A 328-nucleotide genomic window follows, 5' to 3' on the forward strand; every position below is an offset into this window, starting at 1 on the left:
GCTGCTGCTGCACTGCGCCCCCGGCCTGAAGCACAAGGCGGCGCTCAGCATCGCCTATGGCTGCGGCCTGCGCGCCTCGGAGATCGTCCATCTCAAGGTCTCCGACATCGACTCTTCGCGCATGCTGATCCGGGTCGAGCAGGGCAAGGGCCGCAAGGACCGCTACGTCATGCTGGCGCCCGATCTGCTGGCGCTGCTGCGCGCCTGGTGGCGGGAGGCCCGGCCCCGCGGCTGGCTGTTCCCCGGCCGCGATCCGGCCCAGCCGCTCACCACCCGCCAGCTCAACCGCGCCTGCCATGCCGCGGCGACAACCGCGGCGCTCGACAAA

1 protein-coding gene is annotated in these 328 nt (G+C 72.0%); it reads left to right on the forward strand.

Features of this window, described 5'->3' with window-relative positions:
• The coding region (locus FFK22_RS42435; protein ID WP_143957068.1) for a tyrosine-type recombinase/integrase at positions 1–328 on the forward strand (328 nt) is incomplete at both ends.

Origin of the sequence: Mycobacterium sp. KBS0706, assembly GCF_005938675.2 — a bacterium.
Taxonomy (GTDB): domain Bacteria; phylum Pseudomonadota; class Alphaproteobacteria; order DSM-16000; family Inquilinaceae; genus Inquilinus.